Raw genomic sequence first — 21,068 nt, forward strand, 5'->3', positions numbered from 1 at the left:
CTTAATTTTCAGATGATAAAACTTACAATAATAATGGATTTGAAACTGGAAAAACATTCTATTCAATTTCTGAATTATAAAGTACAAATACTTCACTAAAAAGCTACAGTTTCTGGTGTCTACCAATCAAATTTTATTAATTTTAACTCACCTTTTTTATCATCCGCTTGAGCAATTATAGTTCCAGAATCAGTTATCTTAGAAATAAAGCTGTAACTTTTGTTTTCTAGTGTTTTTAGGTAGTCTTGGAATTCGGTGTTAAAGAAAGCTACCGTAGCTGTCTCTAAATCAAAATTCAATTTTTCACTATAATTGGTCTTTTTAAAATGATAAGGAGACCAAAAAAAAGTTTTGGTAAGACCTCTATAACCTCTTTTAAAAGTTGAATAGACAATTGCTTTTTCATCAGTAATGCTTCCTGTACTTTCTTCTATATTTATAAAATGTATTGTACTCCCTTCTTTCGGTTTTAAAACTAAACCTAAACTGTTTCCTAAACTATAGAATTTAACCAAAAAATTAAAAGCAAATTGTTTTTTTGTAAAATTCTTATTTGAAGTAACCTTATGCTTTTGTTGCCATAATAATTTTCCCTCCCAGTCAAACTTATATACGTAAAACCCTGTAGGCTTTATGATTCTATCTGATTTCTCATCATCTGAATAAAGACCATAGGCATAAAATGTTTTGTTTTTTTTATCAAAAAATAAATTTCCAGTTGCTCCAGAAATGGCTCTTGTACCTGTTTCAGTAAAATCTTTTATATCATAAATATAGTTATACCAAGATGTGTTTTTTCCGTCATTGGAATAACAGAAATAGTCTTTTGGTAACGATACTTCTATGCTCAATTTGTGTAAATGCACAAAGTCGTTATTATACACAGCAACATGATATTTGTCCTTATTATTGTCTAACAATTCTTTTGCCACAAAGACCAATTGATCAGAAGTCTGACTATTTAACGTCCAAAACATTTTTTCACTATCAGTTTCAAAAGTGGGAATATTTAGTTCTGAATAACTCAAAGTTGTAAAATCAAATGGCCTTTTTAATACAGTAAGATTAATACCTTGTTTAGTTTTAGGAGCTATTACATAGTGAGCATCTTTTGTTGTGTATTCTATAAAATCAACTCTTAAATCAGAGTCTCTTAACAATTTTCTTTTAGAATATTCTCTGTATAAATTCCCTTCAATTTTAGATCCTCTCAAAAGTTTTACTTTTCTTTCACTATTTAACATTTTAAATTTAGAGTAGGAAGGCTTGTATATTAATGACCTCCCATCTGGTGAAATATTTCTTATCCTGAACTTATCTTTTGGAGAGTATGTAAACACTTCATCAAAAGTGTTAAAATCATAAACAGAAAAATTTAATCTTTTTTGTTTGGTTTTAGGGTTTTTACTCTTAGACAACAGGTAAAAATTACCATTAGAAGTAAAACCATAGTTTTCCAACTTGAATAGATCAGGTGTAGTAATGTCCTTTTTTATATCCTGAGGATACAAAAACCATGTTATAAAAATAAAAATGAGTGTTGATTTTAACTTCATTGGGCGTTATTTAACATTAATTAAAAAAATAAGAAACAGTGAATGTAAAATAAGAATCCTGTCCCTCTATATCAACTACTGGAGAAACATCAAGTGCCCTTCGGTAAGGGTCTGTTATACCGTAATAATATCGTAAACTAACCATAAAATTTTCTTGATATTGTACATTCAATCCTAGCGAAGCATATAAATTAAAGGAGATAGTATCATCAGTACTTAATGAATCAAATTGTAATCTCTGTGCGGCCACATAAAGAGGGTCTAGTAAGTATTCTTCTTTAGATTCATCAACAACTCTGTAATCGTGATAAAACTCAAAAGAAGGCCCGATTGTTACCCCAAATTTAAAATCATTTTTTATTAAATAAGAATAATTATAAAAAAAAGGGACGCTAAATCTTTCTAAATTAAACTTGATATCTTCTGGGTTAGAAGTCTCAGTTTCTCTACCAATAAATTTAACAAAATGCTTACTATAATTAATTTCTATAAATAAAGCTGATCGTTCGGTAAATTCTCTAGTAGCCACCACTCCAAAAGTATATCCTGTTCCAGATTTTGAAAATAACCAACTTGCATCGGTTATATAATTTGTAGCCCCAACCGATATACCTAGTCTATCTTCTTGAGCAAAAAGGTTAAGAAATGATAATAAAGGAATTAAGCATAAAAATTTTCTCATATTTGGTTTGAATAGACGCAAATATATTAAATTGGCTGTTATATTAGCCAAAAGATTACTTACAATGAAAAAATTACTTTCAGTTTTTACTTTTCTATCATTTTTTACCTGTGAGATCGTTAATATCGATTATTTAACACCTATTGTTGGAACACAAGAACCATCGAGCGTACTTACTAACTCTGTTATTATGGGTGGTGCGGTTTTAGGTGAGGGAGGGAAAGATGTTCAAGAATTTGGTATTGTTTGGAGTGAAACATTTCCTCCTACCGTTGAAGATAACAAAACAATAGAAGGTAGTCGTATTGGGAGTTTTTCTAAAAGATACGAAGGATTAAAATCTAACACTACTTATTATTGTTCTGCTTATGGAATTAGTGAAGTTGGTGTTGGATATGGTAAGGTTTATGAATTCACTACAAATTCTGAACCTAGTTGCTCCCCTGCAATTGATAATAGAATTGATACGGGAAATAATGTAAATGGTATACTCTCAATTAACAGTGTTGTTTTAAACAGTAGGTCTCTTGGCTTTAATGATGGTAATGTTGAATTTCAAACAAGAATAGGCAACTCGACATTAGTTACATTCCTCAATTTTAACGAAATTAATGGAAGTTTACCTTTAACAGGAGAATATCTAACAGTGGGATCTTTCGATAATCAATCCATTAGATCTAATAGAGAAGTAATCCTTAGAATTACAGATTTTGGGATTGGAGGCTTGGGAGGAGGGAGAGCTTCTGAAGGGAAGAAAGTTTACGTAGAGAATAATTCTAATACAATAACATTCATTTTTTGTGATGTTGAAGTAAATAGTAATTACAACCTTAATGGAAAGTTTACCTATACTCCATAAAACCTAAAACCGCAGCTCCTTCTGTAACTGCTCATAAGCTTCTTGTACTTGCCTGAATTTTTCTTCGGCACCAGCTTGATGTTCTTTACCTAAATGCACCAATCTATCTGGATGGTATTTTTTAGCCATTTTTCGATAAGCCTTTTTAATTTCATCTACTGATGCATCTTTATCAATTTCTAAAATTTTATACGCATTGTCTTTACTACTATAAAACATGGCTTTTATGCTCTCGTAATCTCTAGAGCTAATACCTAAATATCCAGCCATCGTATAAATTTGTCGCTCCTCATCCTGCGTTACAGTGCCATCGGCTTTGGCAATGCCAAATAGAAAGTGTATTAACTGTAATCGGGATGGATGATCCATCATAGATTTAATCTGTAAACACACTGGGCGAACAGAAATATTCTGCTTGCTAATCCCTTTAAATAATTTAAACGCATGGTTTGCACGATCTTTACCATACATGTTTACAAACTGCTTACGTACATAATCCAATTCCCGTTGATCTTGTACGCCATCTGCTTTTATGATTACAGAAGCTAGTACCAACAAACTCACTTCAAAATCTCCAGATTGGGTTTGTGGACGCTGTCTTGGCTGTGTTCTGTAGGTTCTTCTTCCTCTAGAAGACTGACGCTCTCCTATTAGCGGTGCTCCACTTCCATTAGCCATGGAATCAATAACACTACCAATTGCCAACCCAATTATGGCGCCAATGGGCCCACCAAAAGACCATCCTAAAGCACCTCCTATCCATTTTGAAAAACTCATGTAAGAAATAGATTTTAATTATGACCAAACCTACAAACAAAATCCTTCTTTTAAAAGAAGAAATATGTATAGATAGGTTCACGCTGTCTAACTTAATAAAATGTTAACTTTCAGCGTAAATATAATATTTGTTAGTTGATTGATTCCTAATTTTGTTACACAATTGGTATCTTTGCAACTCCAAAAAATGTTAATTATTAAAATTTAAAAATATGTATCCAGCAGAATTAGTAAAACCAATGCGAGAGGATTTAACCAATGTTGGTTTTGAAGAGTTACAAACTGCCGAAGCTGTTGATGCTGCATTAGCAAAAGAAGGTACAACTTTAGTAGTCGTAAATTCGGTTTGTGGTTGTGCAGCAGCCAATGCAAGACCAGGGGCAAGAATGAGTTTACAAAATGCCAAACGCCCAGATAATATTACAACTGTATTTGCAGGAGTAGACAAAGAAGCTGTTGAAAAAGCAAGAGAGTATATGATTCCGTTTCCTCCTAGTTCTCCTAGTATGGCTTTGTTTAAGAATGGGGAATTAGTGCATATGTTAGAGCGTCATCATATTGAAGGAAGACCAGCTGAATTAATCGCAGAAAATTTAATGGATGCTTACAACGAGCATTGTTAAAAAACAACTCTCCAAAAGAGAGGACTTCATGCAACACTGAAAATTATAAAACCACGTTTTTGTGGTTTTTTTATACCCCTATACCATATTATACTAATTTTGGTACATGCAAAAATTACTTTCATATCCCATATCTGTAGTTTATTATCTGTTTTTTGGATTAACATTAGTTGTTTTTCATCCCATTCAATGGATTTGCTTTAATGTATTTGGGTATCAAGCCCATAAAATAAGTGTTGATGCACTTCAATTTTTTCTACTAAGATGCGCTAATATTTTGGGTACACGTTTCTCGTTTAACAACCCTCATGATTTACCAACAGATAAACCTTTAATTATTGTAGCAAACCATCAAAGTTTGTATGATATCTCACCCATCATGTGGTACATGCGTAAGCACCACACCAAATTTATAAGTAAAATTGAACTAGGTAAGGGCATCCCGAGTGTTTCCTATAACCTTCGCCATGGAGGATCTGCATTAATCGATAGGAAAAACCCAAGACAATCGCTACCAGCAATTATGAAGTTTGGCGAATATATAGAACGTAACAAACGTGCTGCAGTAATTTTTCCAGAAGGTACGCGCAGTAAAAACGGAACTCCTAAACCCTTTCAAACCAAAGGTTTAGAAATTTTATTTAAAAAGATACCCTCGGCACTAGTTGTTCCTATCTCAATAAACAATTCATGGAAAATGCAAAGATATGGTGCTTTTCCCATGGGACTAGGCACACATATTAAATTTACGGTTCATGAGCCTTTAGAATTAGCTACCTTTGCAGAAAAACAAGAACTTATTAAACGTGTAGAAAGCACAATTAAAGCCCATATACATCCCTAAACATATATAAATGTCGTTGAAAAATGTAAGATTGGAAGTGATGCAATTCTTAGAAAAAGATGTTGCTTCCCTAATGAAAAAATACCTTATACCCATAGAAAAAATTTGGCAACCTACCGATTTTTTACCCAATGCGGAAACCGATACTTTTTTTGATGAAATAAAAGAAATCCAAGAACTGGCTAAAGAACTCCCTTATGATTTTTGGGTTGTACTAGTTGGAGATATGATTACAGAAGAAGCTTTACCAACTTACGAATCGTGGTTAATGGATGTAGAAGGTGTAGATCAAGTTGAAAACGGTGGCAATGCATGGAGTAAATGGGTAAAGCACTGGACAGCTGAAGAGAATCGTCATGGCGATGTACTAAATAAGTATTTATATCTATCAGGACGTGTAAACATGAAAGAAATTGAAAAAACCACGCAATATTTAATTTCTGATGGTTTTGATATTGGCACTGATAGAGACCCATATAAAAACTTTGTATACACCAGTTTTCAAGAATTAGCAACATATATTTCGCATAACCGTGTGGCTAAAATTGCTAAAAAAACAGGAAACAAACGTTTAGCAAAAATGTGTCAAATTATTTCTGGAGATGAAATGCGTCATCATCATGCCTATTCTGAATTTGTAGAACGCATTTTTAAAGTAGATCCCAGCCAAATGATGCTAGCGTTTCATTACATGATGAAACAAAAAATTACCATGCCAGCTCATTTCTTGAGGGAATCTGGAGAAAAGATTAGTACTGCTTTTGAAGAATTCTCTAATACCGCACAGCGCATAGGCGTTTATACATCAACAGATTATGTAGATATTCTACAAAAACTGATTGATCGTTGGCAAATTGATAAAATTACTAATCTTACCGAAGACGCTGAAAAAGCTCGGGATTACCTTATGAAATTGCCAGCCAGAATGTACCGTTTGTCAGAACGTATAAAAATTCCAGAAAATTCATATGAGTTTAAATGGGTAACGCCTGCTGTTATTAAATAAGAATGACCAACGAAAACATTATAAATAAAACCATAACCTTTGTAAAAGAAACGCTTAAAAATGCAGAAGGTGGCCATGATTGGTTTCATATAGAACGTGTGTACAAAAACAGCCTGTTAATAGCCAAAACAGAGCCAGTCGATGTGTTTATTGTCTCCTTAGGTGCACTATTACACGATATAGCAGATAGTAAGTTTCATAACGGCGACGAAACTGTAGGTCCCAAAATAGCAAGAACGTTTTTATTTAAAATGAATGTAGACTCTGCTGTAATTGAACATGTAATTGCTATTATTGAAAATATTTCCTTTAAATCTAGTTTGGATGGTAAAAAAAAGGTCTCATCAAAAGAATTGGATGTGGTACAAGACGCTGACAGGTTAGATGCCATAGGTGCCATTGGCATAGCACGTACCTTTAATTACGGCGGTTTTAAAAACAGGGCAATTTACGATCCTGAGGTAAAACCTAATTTAAATATGACAAAAGAAGCCTATAAAGCTTCAACAGCTCCAACCATCAATCACTTTTACGAAAAGCTTCTGCTTCTTAAAGACAAAATGAATACCCAAACAGGTAAAGCATTGGCAAAACAGCGACATCAATTTATGGAACTCTACCTAAAACAGTTTTATTCAGAATGGGATGGGACTATATAATGTTCCCGTTTATGCTAATTCAAACTTAAAATTAACCTATGTTAATGTTGGTCTTTTTTTAGTATTTTAGCTATTCACTAACTATTAATCAGAAATTATGTTAAAAGAATTCAAAGAATTTGCAATGAAGGGCAACCTTGTAGACATTGCTGTTGGTTTTGTAATGGGTGCTGCTTTCAAAGAAGTAGTAACTTCGTTTACTGGAGGTATAGTATCCCCATTAATTGGATTGTTATTCGATACTGACTTTAAAGATTTAAGAATGAAGTTAAAAGATGGTACACTAAACGACGCTGGAGAAATGGTAGGAGAAGTATGGTTAGAGCACGGCCAGTTCATTACCAATGTGTTAGACTTTATTATTGTTGCATTTGTAATGTTCTTAGTAGTAAAAGGTGTAAATAAAATGAAGAAGAAAGAAGAGCCAGCTCCTGAAGAACCAGCAGGACCATCTCAAGAAGAATTACTTTCTGAAATTAGAGATTTGCTTAAAAAATAACAATGTGTTAAATATATAACAAGCTGTTATTTCTTGTTAAAAAGCCCTTGTTTTCTTAAAATGAGGGCTTTTTTTATGCTCAGAATTGTAATTAATACTTAGTTTTGCGGACGCATTTATTAAAAATTTAAACAGATGAAAGTAGCTGTAGTTGGTGCCACTGGTATGGTGGGCGAAGTCATGTTAAAAGTTCTTGCAGAACGTAATTTTCCTGTAACAGAATTAATCCCTGTAGCGTCAGAACGCTCAGTAGGTAAAACTTTAACCTATAAAGGCAACGATTACACCGTTGTTGGTTTAGAGACTGCCGTTGCAATGCAACCAGACATAGCGTTGTTTTCAGCTGGTGGAGGTACATCCTTAGAATGGGCACCAAAGTTTGCAGAAGCTGGTACTACCGTTGTTGATAATTCTTCGGCTTGGAGAATGGACCCTACCAAGAAATTAGTGGTTCCAGAAATTAATGCACAAGAGCTAACCAAAGACGATAAAATTATAGCCAACCCTAATTGTTCTACAATACAGATGGTTATGGCCTTAAATCCATTACACAAAAAATACAAAATGAAACGCGTTGTAGTGTCAACTTATCAATCTGTTTCTGGTACTGGTGTTAAAGCTGTTCGTCAATTAGAAAACGAAATTGCTGGTATTGAGGGCGAAATGGCGTATCCATATCCAATAGGTAGAAATGCATTGCCACATTGCGATGTATTTGAGGATAATGGTTATACAAAAGAAGAAATGAAGTTGGCTAGAGAGCCACAAAAAATTATGAATGATAGAACGTTCTCTGTATCTGCTACTGCAGTTAGAATTCCAACAGCTGGTGGGCATTCTGAATCTGTAAATGTAGAGTTTGAAAATGATTTTGATTTAGCTGAAGTACGTCAATTATTAAGTGACACTCCAGGAGTTGTGGTACAAGACGATACGGCAAATAACAGTTACCCAATGCCTATTTTTGCACATGAGAAAGATGAAGTTTTTGTAGGACGTATTCGTAGAGATGAGTCGCAACCAAATACATTAAATATGTGGATTGTTGCTGATAATTTACGCAAGGGAGCTGCAACTAATACTGTACAAATTGCAGAATATTTAATTGAGAATAATTTAGTGTAAGTGTTACTAATTTTAGTGTTAAAGGCTTCTAATATTAGAAGCCTTTTTTGCATTAATATATTTGCCTAGGTTATGTGTTTATAGGAAACCACCTAACTTTAACAGTCATACTGCTTATAATACTTTTTAGCTCGGTTACCGGCAGACAATCAAAAACATTAACAATACCTAAACAGTTTCAGGTTAAGCAATAAGTTATTTTTGTAAAAAATAACTAGATGAAAAAATTATTACTAATAGCACTCATTACAACTATTGTAACGGGATGTAAAACAAAACAAAAAAACGCTGTGAATTACCCAGAAACAAAAACTGTTGATACCGTTGATTCCTATTTTGGTGTTGCTATAAAAGACCCCTACAGATGGTTAGAGGATGATAGAAGCGACGACACCAAAGCATGGGTAAAACAACAAAACCAAACTACATTTGGCTATTTGGATAACATTCCATTTCGTAAAGATTTAAAAGAGCGTTTATCTAAACTTTGGAATTATGAAAAAGTAAGCGCGCCTTTTATTGAGGGTAATTATACTTATTTCTATAAAAACGATGGCTTACAAAACCAATATGTGATTTATCGTTACAAAACAGGAGAAGACCCCGATACAGCTACTGCGTTTTTAGACCCCAATACATTTTCAGAAGATGGAACCACTTCATTAGGTAATGTGAGTTTCTCTAAAAATGGTAAAATTGCTGCCTATTCCATTTCTGAAGGTGGTAGTGATTGGCGTAAGATTCTCATTATGGATACTGAGAGTAAAGCAATAATAGAAGATACCCTTGTTGATATAAAGTTTAGTGGTATCTCTTGGTACAAAAATGAAGGCTTTTATTATTCTAGCTATGATAAACCTGATGGCAGCGAATTATCTGCTAAAACAGACCAGCACAAAGTGTACTACCATAAGTTAGGCACGCCGCAACAAAATGATGCACTCGTCTTTGGAGGCACTCCAGAAGAAAAGCACCGTTATATTTACGGTACGGTTACCGAAGATAACAAGTATTTAATTATTTCTCCAAAAGTTTCCACCTCTGGCAACAAACTTTATATCAAAGACTTATCTAAACCCAATAGTAAATTAATTACTGTTTTAGATCATACCGATAGCGACACGTATGTGATTGATAATGTAGGTAGTAAGTTGTTTTTAGTGACCAATTTAAACGCGCCTAATAAAAAAATTGTAGCTGTTGATGCATCAAACCCAGCACCAGAACATTGGGTAGACATCATTCCTGAAACCGAACATGTATTGTCGCCCTCTACCAGCGGCGGTTACTTTATTGCTGAGTATATGGTAGATGCTATTTCTAAGGTGTTACAGTATGATTATAATGGAAGATTGGTTAGAGAAATTAAACTACCTGGTGTAGGTAATGCTAATGGTTTTGGAGCAAAAAAAGAGGAGCAGCTAGATTATTTTTCTTTTACAAACTACAATACACCATCTAGCATTTATAAACTCGATTTAAGCACAGGTAAATCCGAGCTATACTGGAAACCCGCTATAGCCTTTAATAGTGAAGACTACGAAAGTAACCAAGTATTTTACACCTCTAAGGATGGTACAAAGGTACCAATGATAATCACACATAAAAAAGGGCTGGAGCTTAATGGTAAAAATCCAACCATGCTTTACGGCTATGGAGGCTTTAATATAAGCTTAAACCCATCTTTTAGTATAACAAATGCTGTTTGGATGGAACAAGGCGGTATCCTAGCAGTTCCAAATATAAGAGGCGGAGGAGAGTATGGTAAAAAATGGCATATTGCTGGTACCAAAATGCAAAAACAAAATGTTTTTGATGATTTTATTGCTGCTGGCGAATATCTCATAGAAAATAATTACACCTCATCAGATTATCTAGCTTTAAGAGGAGGGTCTAACGGTGGGTTATTAGTTGGAGCAGTTATGACGCAGCGTCCAGATTTAGCAAAAGTAGCCTTACCAGCCGTTGGTGTTTTAGATATGTTACGCTATCATACATTTACTGCTGGAGCAGGTTGGGCTTACGATTATGGTACTGCTAACGATAGTAAAGAGATGTTCCAATACCTAAAAGGCTACTCGCCTTTACACAATATAAAATCTAACGTGGAATATCCCGCAACCCTGGTTACAACTGGCGATCATGACGATCGCGTAGTACCTGCACATAGTTTTAAATTTGCTGCGGAATTACAGAGTAAGCAAACCGGAGATAACCCTACATTAATACGAATTGAAACAAATGCTGGCCACGGCGCAGGAACACCTGTAAGCAAAACTATTGAGCAATACGCAGATATTTTTGGGTTTACATTATACAATATGGGTTTTAATACACTACCTAACAAAGCAATTGAAAAATTAAAAGATTAAATGTAAAATGCACTTTTTAAAACACGCTTCCTCACAAGAAGCGTGTTTTTTTATACTACTTTTGCTTAGGCTATGTTATACGTAAATAACCTTTCTTTTAAATACAAAAAAGAGTTTGTTTTAAAGCAAATTTCTTTTGAAGCAAAGCAAGGAGAACATATTGCTATTATTGGCGAAAGCGGTTCTGGAAAAAGTACGCTTTTAAAACTGCTATATGGAGAATTAGATGTTGATGAAGGGCAGATATTTTGGAAAGATCAAGAAATTTTAGGGCCTAAACATAACCTAGTCATTGGTTATAGTTTTATGAAGTATGTGGCACAAGAATTCGATTTGATGCCCTACATATCAGTTGAAGAAAACATAGCAAAACACTTATCTCGATTTTTTCCTGAAGAAACACAACAACGGGTAGACGAACTTATTAAAGTAGTAGAGCTAGAAGCTTTTGCAAAAACAAAAGTGAAGTCTTTAAGTGGTGGACAAAAGCAACGTGTAGCGCTAGCTAGGGCTTTAGCAAAACAGCCTGAGATATTTTTATTAGATGAACCATTTAGCCACATAGATAATTTTAAAAAACAAAGCTTAAGGCGTAGTGTTTTTAAATATTTAAAAGACAAAAACATTACATGTATAGTAGCTACTCACGATAAAGAAGATGTACTTGGTTTTGCTGATAGAATGCTCGTGCTACATGATAACACTTTTGTAGCAAATGCAACACCTAAAACACTTTTTGAGAATCCAGAATTGCCTTTAATTGCAGCCTTTTTTGGGGAGTTTAACATGATTAATGAAAATATTTACTATGCGTATCAATTAAAAGTGGTACCTCAATCAGACTTAAAAGCAACCGTTAATCATTCTTATTTCAAAGGGCATTATTATTTAATTGAAGCTGATTTAAATGGCAATACTATTTTTTTTGAAAACAATATACCTCTAAAGTATAACGAGATTGTTTATCTAAAAATCGATAAATAACCATCAACGATCAAACTTCTTTAATAAAGCTGGTAAATAAAAAATATCAGTAATTAAAGCTATCGCTACGGTAATAGCACACAACGCACCAAAATCACTTACTGATGGCGTAGCACTCGAAGCTATGATTAAAAATCCACCAACTAAAGCAATTGTTGTAGATAATAAGGCGTTGCCAGTATAACGCATTGCATTATTCATACGCTCTTCTGCAGTTCCCTGTATCCTTTTACTTTTTCTATACTTGTGTACTAAATGAATGGTGTCGTCCATAGCTATTCCTAGCATAATAGGCGTAATCATGGCTGTAGAAACATCTAAAGGAATATCAAATAAACTCATAAAAATAGCTAAAATGGCTAGCGGTAAAACATTTGGAATTAAAACTAAAATGGTAGTTTTAAAACTTCTTATAAAAAACCATAAACATAAAAAGGCCACAAAAAATGCCGCAAAAAACGACTTGAACTGCGTTTCTAAAATAAATTTATTAAGTTGTGAAAATACCACAGCAAACCCATTAATTTTTAAACTATACACGCGTGTATCAAATGTAGCTTTAAACGCATCTTCAATATCTATCAATAATTGTTCTAGCTGAGATGTTTTTATATCCCTAAGGCTAATTGTAATTCCTGCCGAACTCAAATCGTCTGCAAATAGTTTAAAAAAACTATTATCTGTATTCTCAACTGAGGCTAAAGTATTCCTTATGCTTTCCTCTGAAATATTAGATTGAAATAAAACAGGGGTTCTTTTCTCTAAAAACGCCTTAATATCAACAATAGACACTGGTGCTGTAATGATTGGATTTCCTTCTAATTTATTTTGAAAATCTTCCAAGCCTTTCATGGCTTCCTTATTCAATATACTACTACCATCCACCATGGCAATATCTAATTGTAACCTAGAACTGCTGTGAAGTTGCGCTTCCACAATTCTTAAATCCTGTTTAGCTTTTCCTTCTGCTAAAAGATCCAAAGAATCGGTATCTATCTTAACTTGGAAAACAGAGTACAATCCGTACACTAATACTATGGTAAATACAACAATAATAGTTGTTTTATATTGTGAAGTAACACGGTTTATCCAATGAATAAAGCGAGTTTGACTAAAGCTTTTAAAAGATAGGATGGGCTTCGCTGCTTTAAAATCCAGATGCATAAAACTAAACCCAATAATTGTGATAATATATACTAACAAAAAACTCAATATTAACCCAATACAGGTAAATACGCCCATATTTTTAAATGCGGGTAATGGTGATAGATACAAGGCAAAATAGCCTACAAACGTGGTAAGCGTTGTATAAAAACACGGTGTTATACTTTTACGCACTGCTAATGCTAAAAGTTCTACTTTACCTAGTGTTTTATTTGTAAGTCCTTCTTTGTGGTATATGTTTATAATATGCACTGCATCGCTTACGCTGTACACCATTAAAATAGTTGGAATAAGCATGGATATCATATTCAACGTATAGCCAAGCGATGTAATAATACCAAACAACAACGATACTGGCACTGCCACAGAGAGTAGGGAAATAATTAAATACCTTTTGTTAGGGAGTAAAAACAGTAGCATTATGGTAATGACTAAAACCGTTAAAACACCAAACCATAAACTTTCTTTGTATATGCCCTTACTGTAGGCTTCGTTTAACACTGGTGGGCCTGTTAAATAATAGTCGTTGTAATAACTTTCAATAGCGCTTCTTATTTCTCCAGCAATAATTTCTCTTTTTTCCTCAATTTGTGGCGTTGGGTTTAATTGAATGTAAAAAAATTGATGCTTAAAATCCTTAGACAGTAATTGAGTACTTATGTTAGGTAATTTGGATAGTAGATTTTTCAATCCCTTTTCACTACGCTGTGTATTGTACAAATCGTCAAAAACAATTGCGCCATTGTTATAAATAGGATATTTTGCTTTTGCTAAACTAAACGATGTTTTTACAAAAGACAGTGCTTCTATACGCTCATGCAATTGTAAAAGTGTTTGTCGTTCTGCTTTACCAATTGCATTTTCAACAGGAAACATGGCAATAAAAATCTCATCAGAACCAAACTCTTCTTGAAAATCTATATACGCTTTATAGCTTGGATCATCTTCTAAAAACCAAATAGACAAAGAATTGTCTATATTCAATTTATTGGCAGTTTGGTAGCCAGCAATCCCCATTAATACGGCTAATAGCACTATAATTGCTAGCCTAAATTTTATAATGGTTTTTATGATATTCTGTAACCGTTTCACTGTTGTAATAACATAAAATTCTAAGTAAGTATTATTCTATCTTAACTATTGTAAAGGTAAGGCTTCTAAATGTTACCTGTTCCCCAACTTTTTTAGACAATAGTAATTTTGCTATAGGTGTAGACGGAGAAATAGCATAAAACTTATCATTATTATAGTTTATTTCTCCAGCACTTATCGCTATAAAATAATTAAGCGTTGTAGTGTATACCAAACATCCTAAACTTATAGTTTCTGAATTTTTTTCGATATTAATTTTAGAAAGGGTTTCCTTTACTTTTTGAATTTCAGCCAGTTGCTTTCCTGCTTTTTCTCGTTCTAATTGAAGCATTGCTCTACCTGTTTCATGCTTATCTCCAGCAGAACTTTTAGTTTCTGACAGTAATGAATTTTGAATTTCAGAAATTGTATGCTGTATTGCTTCTAAACGCTTATTTAGAAAATCTTCGCATTGTTTATACAGTTGTTGTTTTATAGTCATTTAAAAAAGAGATTGTTACCTTCGCATTAATGGCAAAAGTAGTTATATCAAATCTGCTAATTCCTTTCCAACTAAGCTACCAATTGCTACACCCATTCCTCCTAAACGCACTCCACAATATACATTATTTGATACTTGTTTTACAATTGCTTTTTTCTGTTTACCAACACCCATAATACCACTCCAACAGTGCTCAATTTCAAAAGAATAATTTGGTAGTATAATAGTTTTTAAAAGTGACTCTAATGTATTTTGAATGATTTTGGTTTCTCCAAATTTTGAAGTTTCTTCAGTTTTAAAATCTAGATGTCTACCTCCACCAAATAAAATTCTGTTGTCAACATTTCTAAAATAATAGTAACCTCTATCTAAGTGAAATGTCCCTTTAATACGAAGGTTTTTAATAGGTTTTGTAATCAATACTTGAGCACGAGCAGGTGTGACGCCTTCATTTAAAAGTTGAGAAGCAAAACCATTAGTAGCTATTACTAGTTTAGATGCTGAAAACTCAAAATGACGGGTTTTAATTATCACTGAATTTATATCTTCTGAAAAATCTTCAACAGTTACGGTATTTAAAATCTTAATACTTTTTGCTTGCACTAATTCAAGCAATGCTTCCATCATGCATCCAGTATCAATTTGTCCTTCAAACTGGTTAAATATATAATCTTCTTGAATAGCTTTAAACTTGAAAATATTATCTTTTAAGCTAAAGACATCATCTTTAAAAATTGGTTTTAGTAAAGCATTAATCTGTCTTTTTTGCGCTTTACAATGGTTAAATAATTCTTCATCTTTTTTTAAAAAGAGCTCATACCCACCTAATTGTTGAAACTTTAGTTGTTTATCTCCAATTACTGTCCTTAATAATTTTAAACCCTCTACGCGTTGTTTTACTAGCTGAAATATTTCTTCTTGTGTATGGGATTTTAAATCGTCTAATATTTCGCTTAAGCTACCAAAACATGCAAATCCTGCATTCTTGGTACTTGCGCCTTGTGGTAATGTGCCGCGCTCTAAAATGATGATTTTTGCTTTTGGATAACGTTCTCTTAATTGTAAAGCACAATTAAGCCCTACAATACCGCTGCCAACAATACAAAAGTCTACGCTAGATAGCCATGTTTTTATTTCCCAATAGGAGAGTTGCATAAGTGCTAAGTTACTGCTTTATGTTTATGTAACATGATTTAGATTTGGGGGTAAAATGTCTTTATTTCGCTAAATACTTACGAAATATTTAAAATAAAAATCAATGGGTAAAGTAAACCTTAGGTTACTATATAAAAAAACTCCGAAATTAATTTCGGAGTTTTTTAGTTATGCTTTTGGCATTTCAAAGTCTTCCATAAACTTTGTTGTATAATTACCAGCTATATAATCTGGATGGTCCATAAGTGCTCTATGGAATGGTATTGTGGTTTTGATGCCTTCAATAACAAACTCATCTAAGGCACGCTTCATTTTATTTATAGCCTCTTCTCTAGTTTGCGCAGTTGTAATCAACTTTGCTATCATAGAATCGTAATTTGGCGGAATAGTATAGCCTGCGTACACATGGGTATCTAAACGCACACCATGTCCTCCTGGAGCATGTAGCGTAGTTATTCTTCCTGGAGAAGGTCTAAACCCGTTATAAGGATCTTCTGCGTTTATTCGGCATTCTATAGAATGTAATTTTGGGTCGTAATTTTTACCTGAAATTGGCACACCTGCAGCTACTAAAATTTGTTCTCTAATCAAATCAAAATCAATAACTTGCTCTGTAATTGGGTGCTCTACTTGAATACGGGTATTCATTTCCATGAAGTAGAAATTACGGTGTTTGTCTACCAAAAATTCTACTGTCCCTGCACCTTCGTAGTTAATATACTCAGCAGCTTTTACTGCAGCGTCTCCCATTTTTTTACGCAATTGGGGAGTCATAAATGGAGATGGTACTTCTTCAGTTAATTTTTGGTGGCGACGCTGTACTGAACAATCCCTTTCAGATAAATGACAGGCTTTTCCACGAGAATCTCCTACAATTTGTATTTCGATATGTCTTGGCTCTTCTATGAGTTTTTCCATGTACATATCATCGTTGCCAAAAGCAGCCTTACTTTCTTGTCTTGCAGAGTCCCATGCATCTTTAAGGTCTTCTTTTTTGAACACACCTCGCATACCTTTACCTCCACCACCAGCAGAAGCCTTTAACATTACGGGGTAGCCTACCTCTTCGGCTAATTTTTCGCACTCCTTATAAGATTCGATAACACCCTCACTTCCTGGCACACAAGGTACACCAGCAGCCTTCATGGTAGCTTTAGCATTGGCTTTATCTCCCATCTTATCAATCATTTCAGCCGAAGCCCCAATGAATTTGATACCGTGTTCTTCACAAATCTGGGAGAACTTCGCATTTTCTGATAAGAAACCGTATCCTGGATGGATAGCATCTGCATTTGTAATTTCAGCAGCAGAAATAACGTTGGACATCTTTAAATACGAATCTGTACTTGCTGGAGGGCCAATACAAACGGCTTCGTCTGCAAATTTTACATGCAAACTATCCGCATCTGCTGTTGAATATACCGCAACGGTTTTTATTCCCATCTCTTTACAGGTTCTAATAACGCGAAGCGCAATTTCCCCTCTATTGGCAATCAATATTTTTTTAAACATAACGTCTTGAATTAAAAATCTCAAATTCCAATCGCCAAATTCCAAATATTGGATTTTGAGATTTGTATATTGGAATTTTTAATAGGTTATGATGGATCTACTAAGAATAGTGGTTGGTCGAATTCTACTGGAGAAGCATCATCCACTAAAATTTTCACTACTTTTCCTGAAACTTCCGATTCTATTTCATTGAAAAGCTTCATAGCTTCAATGATACAAAGTACATCTCCTTCTGCAATAGTTTGTCCCACCTCAACAAATAAAGGCTTATCTGGAGATGGTTTTCTGTAGAATGTTCCTATAATAGGAGATTTTATTGTAATATATTTTGACGTATCATCTGCAGCGGCTTGCGCCTCTTGTTTTGCAGGTGCTGCGGCGGCTGGAGCAGGAGTTTCTGCAACAGGTGCTGGTGCTTGCGCTATTTGCGGAGCAGCAACAGGTGCGTATTGTACTGTTGGAGTATCGTTATCTGATCCTGTTTTGATGGTGATTTTTACATCATCCATTTCTAATTTAACCTCGCTTGCTCCAGATTTAGCAACAAACTTGATTAAGTTTTGAATCTCTTTTAAATCCATAATTCAGCTATTGGTTTTAATGATTAGTTTTTAAGAGTTATAGGCCCATTTTAAATAAATGGCTCCCCAATTGAATCCGCCGCCAAATGCAGCAAATATGATATTATCGCCTTTTTTAAGTTGCGATTCGTAATCGTTAAGCAATAATGGTAATGTAGCAGAGGTTGTGTTTCCATATTTATGGATATTTATCATCACCTTTTCTTCTGCTAAGTCTATACGTTGGGCTGTGGCATCAATAATTCTTTTATTGGCTTGGTGCGCTGCTAGCCAATCTACAGAATCTTTATCTAGATTATTTCGTTCTAAAACTTTAACTGTAGCATCTGCCATGTTAAATACGGCATTTTTAAATACTGTTCTTCCTTCTTGAAATGCGTAATGTTTGCCTTCATCTAGTGCTTCATGTGTTAACGCATGTGCTGAACCGCCATAAGTGGCCTGCAAAAACTCACGTCCTGTTCCATCACTTCTTAAATATTCATCTTTAAGTCCTAGATCCTCTTGGGTTGGCTCAAATAAAACTGCACCTGCCCCGTCTCCAAAAATAATACATGTGGCCCTATCCTTGTAGTTGATGAGTGAAGACATTTTATCAGCACCTATTAAAAGTACATTTTTGTAACGTCCAGACTCAATGTAGGATGCTGCAACAGACATGCCGTAAAGAAAACTAGAGCATGCTGCGTCCATATCAAAAGAAAACGCATTAGTTGCCCCAATTTTAGCAGCTGTGTAAGCGGCAGTAGAAGCGGCTTTCATATCTGGTGTAGCCGTGGCTACTATTACCAACTCTAGGTCTTTTGGGTCTATCCCTTTTTTATCTATAAGATTCTGTGCTGCTTTAATAGCTAGGTAAGAAGTCCCTTTACCTTCTTCTTTTAAAATACGGCGTTCTTTAATTCCAGTACGTGTGGTTATCCATTCATCATTAGTATCAACCATGGTTTCAAGAATTTGATTGGTTAATACATACTCTGGAACATAAGCTCCAACCGCGGTAATTGCTGCTGAGATTTTACTCATACGTTTTAATAAATTTGAACGAAAAACGCTCTAAATACATCCAAATCCTCTAATTTTTGACGAAAAATAGGGAATTTTGAATTATTTTGATGCAAATTAAAGCTTTTTTACCTTTTAGAAATACATATCATAAAAAAAACGCCCACAAGTGAGCGTTTTAATATATGCATACATAGCATTTATGCTACGTTTTCTTCTTCAGTATTATCAATTAACACTTGACCTCTATAATATAATTTACCTTCGTGCCAATGTGCTCTATGGTATAAATGAGCTTCTCCTGTAGTAGGGCATGTAGCAATCTGTGGCGCAGTTGCTTTATAATGTGTTCTTCTTTTATCTCTTCTAGTTTTAGAGATTTTTCTTTTAGGATGTGCCATTTTCTATTTATTTATCCGTTAATAGTTTTTTTAATGTATTCCAACGTGGATCAATATCCTTGTTTGCCTCTTCTTTTGTTTCTTTTGGACTTAACTCTTCGAGTTTATCAAGTATTTCAGAACTTAATGTACCATCTTCCACTCCTGGATGAATGCGTTTTGCTGGTACTGCCAAAACAATAAGTTCGTAAATATATTGCTGAATATTAATTTCGTACTCGCCATGTGGCAAGATTAAAATATCAATATTTTCATCATTGTATTCTTGACCAAACTTTACTACCAAATCAAAACTATTTTCAATATTTTGGTTGTAAGGCTCATTGGTCACATCACAATTAATATTTACGTATCCAGAAATTTCAAAATGTAGTTCTAGTAATGTTGATTTTTTGTTTAAAGAAACATCAACATTTACCTTTACTTCATTAAAATCTTCATACTCAAAATAATCAAAGAACGTTTGGTCTATTTTGTACTCAAAATCGTGATTTCCAACCTTTAACCCAATAAATGGGATGATATATTCTTTCATTGGCTTCATTATCACATCTATTTTGAGCCTGCAAATATATAAATTTTTTAGCTTAAGCCAACTTGGAAAATATTATTTTTTTACTCCAGCTTTTCTTGGTTGCTTTTTTAAGGGGTTTGCCGTAAGTTCCTCAAAATCACGTCGGTTTCTAAAAATTTTAATTCCAGTAAATAACGCTTCCTTAAATGAGCCTTCATCAGCAATACCTTTACCAGCAATTTCGTAAGCCGTACCGTGGTCTGGAGATGTTCTTACACGCGTTAAACCTGCTGTAAAATTAACGCCTTGCCCAAATGATAGTGTTTTAAAAGGAATTAGCCCTTGGTCATGATATGACGCTATAATAGCGTCAAAATTTTTGTAGTTATTAGTCCCAAAAAAACTATCTGCAGCATATGGGCCATAGACTAATTTACCTGCTTCCTTAATTTTTTTCAAAGTTGGTCGCATAACAGTATCATCTTCATTGCCAATAACACCATTATCACCCGTATGAGGATTGATACCCAAAACCGCAATCTTAGGCTTTATGATATTGAAGTCCTTTTTCAAGGTTTCATAAACGGTATTGATTTTATCTGTAATAAGCTCTTCTGAAATATGATTTGATACATCTTTTACAGGGACATGGTCGGTTAGCAGTCCTACTTTTAAGGTATCGGTTACCATAAACATTAAACTTTTCCCTCCTAATTCTTTTGCGAGATAATCAGTATGTCCAGGAAATGTAAACGCCTCTGATTGTATATTATGTTTGTTTATGGGAGCTGTTACTAGAATATCTATCTGCTCTTGTTTTAAAGCTTTAGTGGCTCTTTCCAGAGATTTTAATGCGTACTCTCCTATTTTGGTTTCTTCTTGCCCAAAATTAATTGTTACTGGTTCCTTCCAGCAATTTAATACATTTACTTTACCCCGACTTATGTTGTTAATATCATGAACACTATTAAAATCTATGGATGAGTTGAAATGTTTTTTAAAAAATTGCATCACTTTAACCGATGCAAAAATTACAGGCGTACAAAGCTCAAGAATTCTGGAATCCTTAAAGGTTTTTAAAATAATTTCGCCACTTATCCCATTTAAATCTCCAACCGAAATGCCTACAACGATATTTTCTTCATTCTTCATTAATACCCTAAATTTTGTTCGTAAT

Annotated in this window: 21 protein-coding genes; 9 read left to right on the forward strand and 12 right to left on the reverse strand. The window is 34.0% G+C overall.

All coding sequences use genetic code 11. The annotated features are described in order from the left end of the window. Positions 1-119: 119 nt before the first annotated feature. Entirely contained in the window at positions 120-1,556 is a 1,437-nt protein-coding gene (locus JS605_RS04860; RefSeq protein WP_203256528.1) for a hypothetical protein, read from the reverse strand. Positions 1,557-1,572: 16 nt separating this feature from the next. Then, complete coding sequence (locus JS605_RS04865; protein ID WP_203256529.1) at positions 1,573-2,238, reverse strand: porin family protein; 666 nt, start codon at positions 2,236-2,238, stop codon at positions 1,573-1,575. A 64-nt stretch (positions 2,239-2,302) separates the two neighbouring features. On the opposite strand from JS605_RS04865, the gene JS605_RS04870 reads away from it, so the two are divergent. Further along, on the forward strand, positions 2,303-3,097 hold the full coding sequence (locus tag JS605_RS04870; RefSeq protein ID WP_203256530.1) for a hypothetical protein: 795 nt from the start codon (positions 2,303-2,305) through the stop codon (positions 3,095-3,097). Positions 3,098-3,100: 3 nt separating this feature from the next. Here JS605_RS04870 and JS605_RS04875 read toward each other — a convergent pair whose 3' ends face one another. Then, positions 3,101-3,874, reverse strand: a complete 774-nt coding sequence (locus JS605_RS04875; RefSeq protein WP_203256531.1) for a TerB family tellurite resistance protein — start codon at positions 3,872-3,874, stop codon at positions 3,101-3,103. A 212-nt stretch (positions 3,875-4,086) separates the two neighbouring features. Between JS605_RS04875 and JS605_RS04880 the strand changes: the two genes are divergently transcribed. From JS605_RS04880 to JS605_RS04915, 8 genes are all read left to right on the forward strand, one after another. Continuing rightward, complete coding sequence (locus tag JS605_RS04880; protein WP_203256532.1) at positions 4,087-4,497, forward strand: BrxA/BrxB family bacilliredoxin; 411 nt, start codon at positions 4,087-4,089, stop codon at positions 4,495-4,497. Positions 4,498-4,603: 106 nt separating this feature from the next. After that, on the forward strand, positions 4,604-5,341 hold the full coding sequence (locus tag JS605_RS04885; RefSeq protein WP_203256533.1) for a lysophospholipid acyltransferase family protein: 738 nt from the start codon (positions 4,604-4,606) through the stop codon (positions 5,339-5,341). A gap of 10 nt (positions 5,342-5,351) precedes the next feature. Beyond that, complete coding sequence (locus tag JS605_RS04890; RefSeq protein ID WP_203256534.1) at positions 5,352-6,347, forward strand: acyl-ACP desaturase; 996 nt, start codon at positions 5,352-5,354, stop codon at positions 6,345-6,347. A gap of 2 nt (positions 6,348-6,349) precedes the next feature. Further along, complete coding sequence (locus tag JS605_RS04895) at positions 6,350-7,006, forward strand: HD domain-containing protein (RefSeq protein WP_203256535.1); 657 nt, start codon at positions 6,350-6,352, stop codon at positions 7,004-7,006. 97 nt (positions 7,007-7,103) lie between these two features. Continuing rightward, a complete protein-coding gene (gene mscL, locus JS605_RS04900) occupies positions 7,104-7,505 on the forward strand; it encodes a large-conductance mechanosensitive channel protein MscL (protein WP_203256536.1) in 402 nt (133 codons plus the stop codon). 135 nt (positions 7,506-7,640) lie between these two features. Continuing rightward, positions 7,641-8,630, forward strand: a complete 990-nt coding sequence (locus JS605_RS04905) for an aspartate-semialdehyde dehydrogenase (protein ID WP_203256537.1) — start codon at positions 7,641-7,643, stop codon at positions 8,628-8,630. Between the two features lie 218 nt (positions 8,631-8,848). After that, positions 8,849-11,002 carry a prolyl oligopeptidase family serine peptidase gene (locus JS605_RS04910; RefSeq protein ID WP_203256538.1) on the forward strand — a complete coding sequence of 718 codons (2,154 nt, stop codon included), beginning with the start codon at positions 8,849-8,851 and terminating at the stop codon, positions 11,000-11,002. Positions 11,003-11,074: 72 nt separating this feature from the next. Further along, the gene (locus JS605_RS04915) at positions 11,075-11,986 is read left to right on the forward strand and encodes an ABC transporter ATP-binding protein (RefSeq protein WP_203256539.1); all 912 of its coding nucleotides are present in this window, start codon (positions 11,075-11,077) and stop codon (positions 11,984-11,986) included. Positions 11,987-11,989: 3 nt separating this feature from the next. Here the strand turns inward: JS605_RS04915 and JS605_RS04920 are convergent, their stop codons facing one another. From JS605_RS04920 to pdxA, 9 genes are all read right to left on the reverse strand, one after another. Next, positions 11,990-14,242, reverse strand: a complete 2,253-nt coding sequence (locus JS605_RS04920) for an efflux RND transporter permease subunit (RefSeq protein WP_203256540.1) — start codon at positions 14,240-14,242, stop codon at positions 11,990-11,992. Positions 14,243-14,273: 31 nt separating this feature from the next. Next, positions 14,274-14,723, reverse strand: a complete 450-nt coding sequence (locus tag JS605_RS04925; RefSeq protein WP_203256541.1) for a GreA/GreB family elongation factor — start codon at positions 14,721-14,723, stop codon at positions 14,274-14,276. A 42-nt stretch (positions 14,724-14,765) separates the two neighbouring features. After that, positions 14,766-15,878 (reverse strand): NAD(P)/FAD-dependent oxidoreductase, encoded by a 1,113-nt coding sequence (locus JS605_RS04930; protein ID WP_203256542.1) that lies wholly within the window; start codon positions 15,876-15,878, stop codon positions 14,766-14,768. 168 nt (positions 15,879-16,046) lie between these two features. Next, entirely contained in the window at positions 16,047-17,390 is a 1,344-nt protein-coding gene (gene accC / locus JS605_RS04935; RefSeq protein WP_203256543.1) for an acetyl-CoA carboxylase biotin carboxylase subunit, read from the reverse strand. 86 nt (positions 17,391-17,476) lie between these two features. Then, positions 17,477-17,971, reverse strand: coding sequence for an acetyl-CoA carboxylase biotin carboxyl carrier protein (accB, locus tag JS605_RS04940; protein ID WP_203256544.1), 495 nt, complete (start codon positions 17,969-17,971; stop codon positions 17,477-17,479). A 30-nt stretch (positions 17,972-18,001) separates the two neighbouring features. Continuing rightward, positions 18,002-18,997, reverse strand: a complete 996-nt coding sequence (locus JS605_RS04945) for a beta-ketoacyl-ACP synthase III (RefSeq protein WP_203256545.1) — start codon at positions 18,995-18,997, stop codon at positions 18,002-18,004. A gap of 179 nt (positions 18,998-19,176) precedes the next feature. Further along, on the reverse strand, positions 19,177-19,377 hold the full coding sequence (gene rpmF, locus JS605_RS04950; RefSeq protein WP_130936604.1) for a 50S ribosomal protein L32: 201 nt from the start codon (positions 19,375-19,377) through the stop codon (positions 19,177-19,179). Positions 19,378-19,384: 7 nt separating this feature from the next. Further along, positions 19,385-19,921 (reverse strand): YceD family protein, encoded by a 537-nt coding sequence (locus JS605_RS04955; RefSeq protein WP_203256546.1) that lies wholly within the window; start codon positions 19,919-19,921, stop codon positions 19,385-19,387. Between the two features lie 63 nt (positions 19,922-19,984). Then, positions 19,985-21,043 (reverse strand): 4-hydroxythreonine-4-phosphate dehydrogenase PdxA, encoded by a 1,059-nt coding sequence (gene pdxA / locus JS605_RS04960; RefSeq protein ID WP_203256547.1) that lies wholly within the window; start codon positions 21,041-21,043, stop codon positions 19,985-19,987. Positions 21,044-21,068: the final 25 nt, after the last annotated feature.

The sequence above is a fragment of the Hyunsoonleella ulvae genome, assembly GCF_016827605.1.
Taxonomy (GTDB): Bacteria; Bacteroidota; Bacteroidia; order Flavobacteriales; family Flavobacteriaceae; genus Jejuia; species Jejuia ulvae.